Annotated in this window: 2 protein-coding genes; both read left to right on the top strand. The window is 41.0% G+C overall.

All coding sequences use genetic code 11. The features are described from left to right. The first annotated feature begins 247 nt into the window (after positions 1-247). Positions 248-2,629, top strand: a complete 2,382-nt coding sequence (ppsA, locus tag AACL61_RS07580; protein ID WP_339111195.1) for a phosphoenolpyruvate synthase — start codon at positions 248-250, stop codon at positions 2,627-2,629. Positions 2,630-2,644: 15 nt separating this feature from the next. After that, positions 2,645-4,432, top strand: a complete 1,788-nt coding sequence (locus AACL61_RS07575; protein WP_102816002.1) for a right-handed parallel beta-helix repeat-containing protein — start codon at positions 2,645-2,647, stop codon at positions 4,430-4,432. Positions 4,433-4,448: the final 16 nt, after the last annotated feature.

Raw genomic sequence — 4,448 nt, 5'->3', positions numbered from 1 at the left:
ACCAATAATCAATTGGTCAGTATTATTTATTTGAGTCCAGTGGCTAACTTATTCTTGAAATTTAGGAAATTAAGAAAAACACAATGACAGTAAAAAATAGCTAAATTAAAATAAATTTTAAGTAAATAGATGAGCGAACGGACAGGAATGCCACCGTTTGCTCATTTTTTTGCCGTAAATAAATTTCTTGACTCTTTTTTAGGAACCACCTAAGAAGGAGATACATTGAATTTAAGGAGATGCAGTAATGGAAAAACGCGAACAAAAGAATGTTTTATGGTTTGATGAATTGCATCGCTCTGACGTTAATCTCGTTGGTGGGAAGTCCTCTTCATTAGGTGAAATGACTTCTGCAATGAAAATTCCAGTTCCATATGGCTTTGCAACGACAACTCACGCTTATCGTCAATTTATGGCGGAAACGGGATTAAACGACCAAATTAATAAATTATTAGCTGAAATTAATGACTATGAAAATGCTTATGAACTTCATCGGGTTTGCTCACATATTCGGCAGATGATTGTCGAAGCACCGATGCCAAGTGAGATCGCTATGACAATCAAAAAAGCTTATGCAGCCTTATCAGAAAAAATGGGTGAAACTGAACCATTTGTAGCAATTAGGTCAAGTGCTACCGCTGAAGATTTACCAAATGCTTCGTTTGCGGGGCAGCAAGAATCGTATTTGAACGTGCGTGATACTGAAATGGTATTAGCAAAGGTTCAAGAATGTTATGCTTCCTTGTTTACCGATCGGGCAACCTATTACCGGCATAAGCAACATTTTCCTCATGAAAAAGTGGCTTTATCGGCGGCCGTTCAGATAATGGTTTTCTCAAAAGCTTCTGGGGTTATGTTTTCAGTTAACGTGGCGAACGGAAATGATGCTCAAATTGTTATTGATACGATTTGGGGATTAGGTGAATACATTGTTTTAGGAAAAGTAACACCGGATCATTTTGTGATTAATAAAAATAACCTTCAAGTAGTAGAACGTTCGGTAGTTCCGAAGACGATTGAATTGTGTCAAACCCCTGGTGGCGGAGTACATGAAGAACTGGTGCCAGCAGACCGGGCAATCCAGGCGGCACTAACTGAAGACCAAATTCATGAATTAGCGGGATACGCAAAGGAAATTGAAGAGCACTATGGTTGTTACATGGACATGGAATTTGCGCTAGACGCACGAACAGATCGATTATGGCTAGTGCAAGCCCGTCCAGAAACGGTTTGGTCGAATAAAAATAATAAGCAAGCAACAAAGGAGTCCACTGTCTCAATGAACAAAACTAAAAAAATCTTGGTCAAAGGATTACCAGCTAGTCCAGGCGTTTCCACTGGAAAGGTGCATGTAATTGCTGACCCGAAAGATATTGATGTATTTGAAGAAGGAGAAATATTAGTAACGTTGATGACTTCTCCTGACTGGGTACCAGCAATGAAAAAAGCAGCAGCAATCATCACCGATAATGGTGGAATGACCTGTCATGCCGCAATTGTTTCTCGTGAAATGCAGATCCCATGTATCGTTGGAACCAAGAGCTGTGGGCAAGCAGTTACTGAAATGCTTCAAGATGGCGTACAAGTAACCGTTGATGCTAAAAATGGGGTCGTTTATCAAGGCGATCTTGCAGAACAATTTAACAGCGAAAAGGAGACAACGGAATGTCACCATGCAGAATATTACGCGCCGACTGCAACCAGGGTCATGATGAATTTAGGCGATCCAGAACTAGCAGAAAAATATGCAGAACTCCCTGTTGATGGCATTGGCTTAATGCGAGAAGAGTTTCTTTGGACGACTTATATTCATGACCATCCCCTCTACTTAATTGAAACTGGTCATCCCGAAAAAGTTGTTGATATGTTAGCAGATGGGATTGCTAAAGTGGCTCGGGCGATTGCTCCACGGCCGATGGTTTTACGTTTTTCTGATTTTAAGTCGGGAGAATACCGTAATTTAACGGGCGGCGATAAATATGAGCCCCATGAACCTGCCGACTTATTGGGATGGCGCGGCGCTTCTCGGTACTATGATCCCAAATATATCGAAGCTTTTAAGCTAGAACTTGCGGCGGTAAAAAAGGTGCGTCGAGAATTCCAGTTAAAGAACCTCAATGTAATGATTCCGTTTGTCCGCACCGTTGCCGAAGCTGATAAAGTTACAAAATTAATGGCAGCTGCCGGGTTACATCGTGGTCCAGATTTTAAGGTATACATGATGGCCGAGATCCCAAGTAATATCATCTTGGCAGATCAGTTTAATAAATATGTTGATGGTTATTCGATTGGGTCCAATGATTTAGCAATGCTCATTTTAGGTTGTGATCGGAATAATGATACAGTGGCCCACCTCTTTGATGAACGTAATCTTGCGGTGAAACGTGCGATTAGCCACCTTATTAAGGCTGCTCACCAAGATAACAAGACGGTTTCAATATGTGGGCAAGCACCATCTGAATATCCTGAATTAGCATCTTTCTTAATTCAGCAAGGGATTGATTATATTTCAGTTAATCCAGATATGGTTAAAGAAACCAAACAGAACGTGGCAAGGATTGAACAGCGCATAATCCTGGATAACGCGACGGGTAAGGGACGACAAGCTGTGGAAAGTTATGCATGGTAGAAAGGATTGAATAAAATGCAAATTTTTGTTGATATTAATGCTTCTGAAAATGGTAATGGTTCACAAGAGTTTCCGTTTAAGTACATCCAACAAGCGGCGGATATCGCTCAACCGGGGGATTATGTTCAAGTAATGCCGGGGGAATATCATGAGGAAGTTCACCCACAATATTCCGGCACTAGTGATAAGCCGATTATTTATGCATCTGCTAAGCAAAATCGGGCAATCATTACGGGCGCTGACCGTGTTACTGGCTGGCAACATGTTGCTGGTCCGGTATGGCAATTAAAACTCCCTAATGCCGAATTTGGTAACTATAATCCATACAACGTTTTAGTTGATCAAACCTTTAATCATGCCGGTGAAATCTTCCTAAATAATAAAGCAATGTATGAGGTTGATCAGTTAGCAAAAGTTGAAATACCAAGTGAAAACAAATTTTCCCGAGACCGGAAATTTACCTGCTATACCTGGTATACCGAACAGTTGCCAGCAGAAGATTCAACCGTAATCTATGCAAACTTTCAAGCGCAAAATCCTAATGATGAACATGTTGAACTGACTTTCCGTGAGACGTGTTTCTATCCAGAAAAAGCAGGACTCAATCACCTTATTCTATCGGGCTTTACAATGACGAAGGCTGCTTGTCGATGGGCATCTTCGCAATATAATAAGGGGATTATTGGTACTAATCGTGGTCAGGGATGGAAGATTGCCAAGTGTGACATTTCTCACGCTAAGTGTTCTGGGATCTCCCTTGGTCGAAATATTGTTCCAACCATTGACGATGATAAGGTTTATCCACACCGGATTAAGAACAATACGATTCATGATTGCGGGCAGACTGGAATTATCGGTGTTGAAGGCAACCCATCGCCGATTATTGAACACAATAGTATTTACAACATTAACGTCCGCCAAAACCTTGTCAGTGATGATGTCAGTGCGATCAACCTTTCGCCAGCGATTGGGGCTAAGATTTTACGCAACTGCATTCATGATTGCACGCGCGGAATTTGGCTTGGTGGCAAGGTCGAAGATACCCAAATTTCACGGAATGTGTTCTACAACAATTCACTGCCAGATTCATTTGAAGTCACAAACGAAAATCGGGAGGACTTAGTAGCGGCCCTTGGTGAAGATATTGAAATTAAGGATTCGATGGGTGTGACCTTGATTGATAACAATTTCCTATTATCGGATTGTGCGCTTAAGCTCGAATCTAAGGGCGTCCTTCTCGTTCATAACCTAATTAATGGCAGTGTGGAATGGTTAAGCAATACGAATGTTGCTGAAAATGATCCTTACTACCACCGCCTTTATCAACAAAATGCGCCAGAAAGTGCTCCTTACGATTCTTCTTGTTTCTATAACAATGTCTTTATCCGGAAGAACCTCCGGAGTGAAATGGCAAAATTAATTGCATTTGCCCACAAACAGGCAAGTGAACAACCAATCGATAATCATATTAGCGATGATAATGCTGCTTATGTTGGCCTAGCCAGTGGACAACGAAGCTATATTCCAGCTAATAAAGCAGGAAATATCTTTATGAATGATGAGCAAGAAGACGTTAAGGTCGCCATCGATTCAAACGAAGATGGAGTATTTCTTAATAGTAATATTTGCGACTACTTGAATGAAGATACTAGTCGGGTGATCGCGGTTGGTGTTACTCCCGAGATTGCCCGTGATTTTGATACAGATTTCTTAGGGAAACATCGTGAAGGAATTAGTGTAACCGCTGGACCTTTTGATACGAAAGAAGAATATAGTCAACGCTTATTTAGACTACTGTTTTAAGTCATGTGGTAATAAG

The sequence above is a fragment of the Limosilactobacillus reuteri subsp. porcinus genome, assembly GCF_036621895.1.
In the GTDB taxonomy this organism is placed as follows: Bacteria; Bacillota; Bacilli; order Lactobacillales; family Lactobacillaceae; genus Limosilactobacillus; species Limosilactobacillus reuteri_J.
Note: the sequence above shows the minus strand (reverse complement) of the source record. Positions and strands in the feature narration are given on the sequence as shown.

Excerpts from the sequence above, each read along its gene's own strand:
- ppsA (WP_339111195.1), top strand. The coding sequence starts at position 248 with ATGGAAAAACGCGAACAAAAGAATGTTTTATGGTTTGATGAATTGCAT.
- AACL61_RS07575 (WP_102816002.1), top strand. The coding sequence starts at position 2,645 with ATGCAAATTTTTGTTGATATTAATGCTTCTGAAAATGGTAATGGTTCA.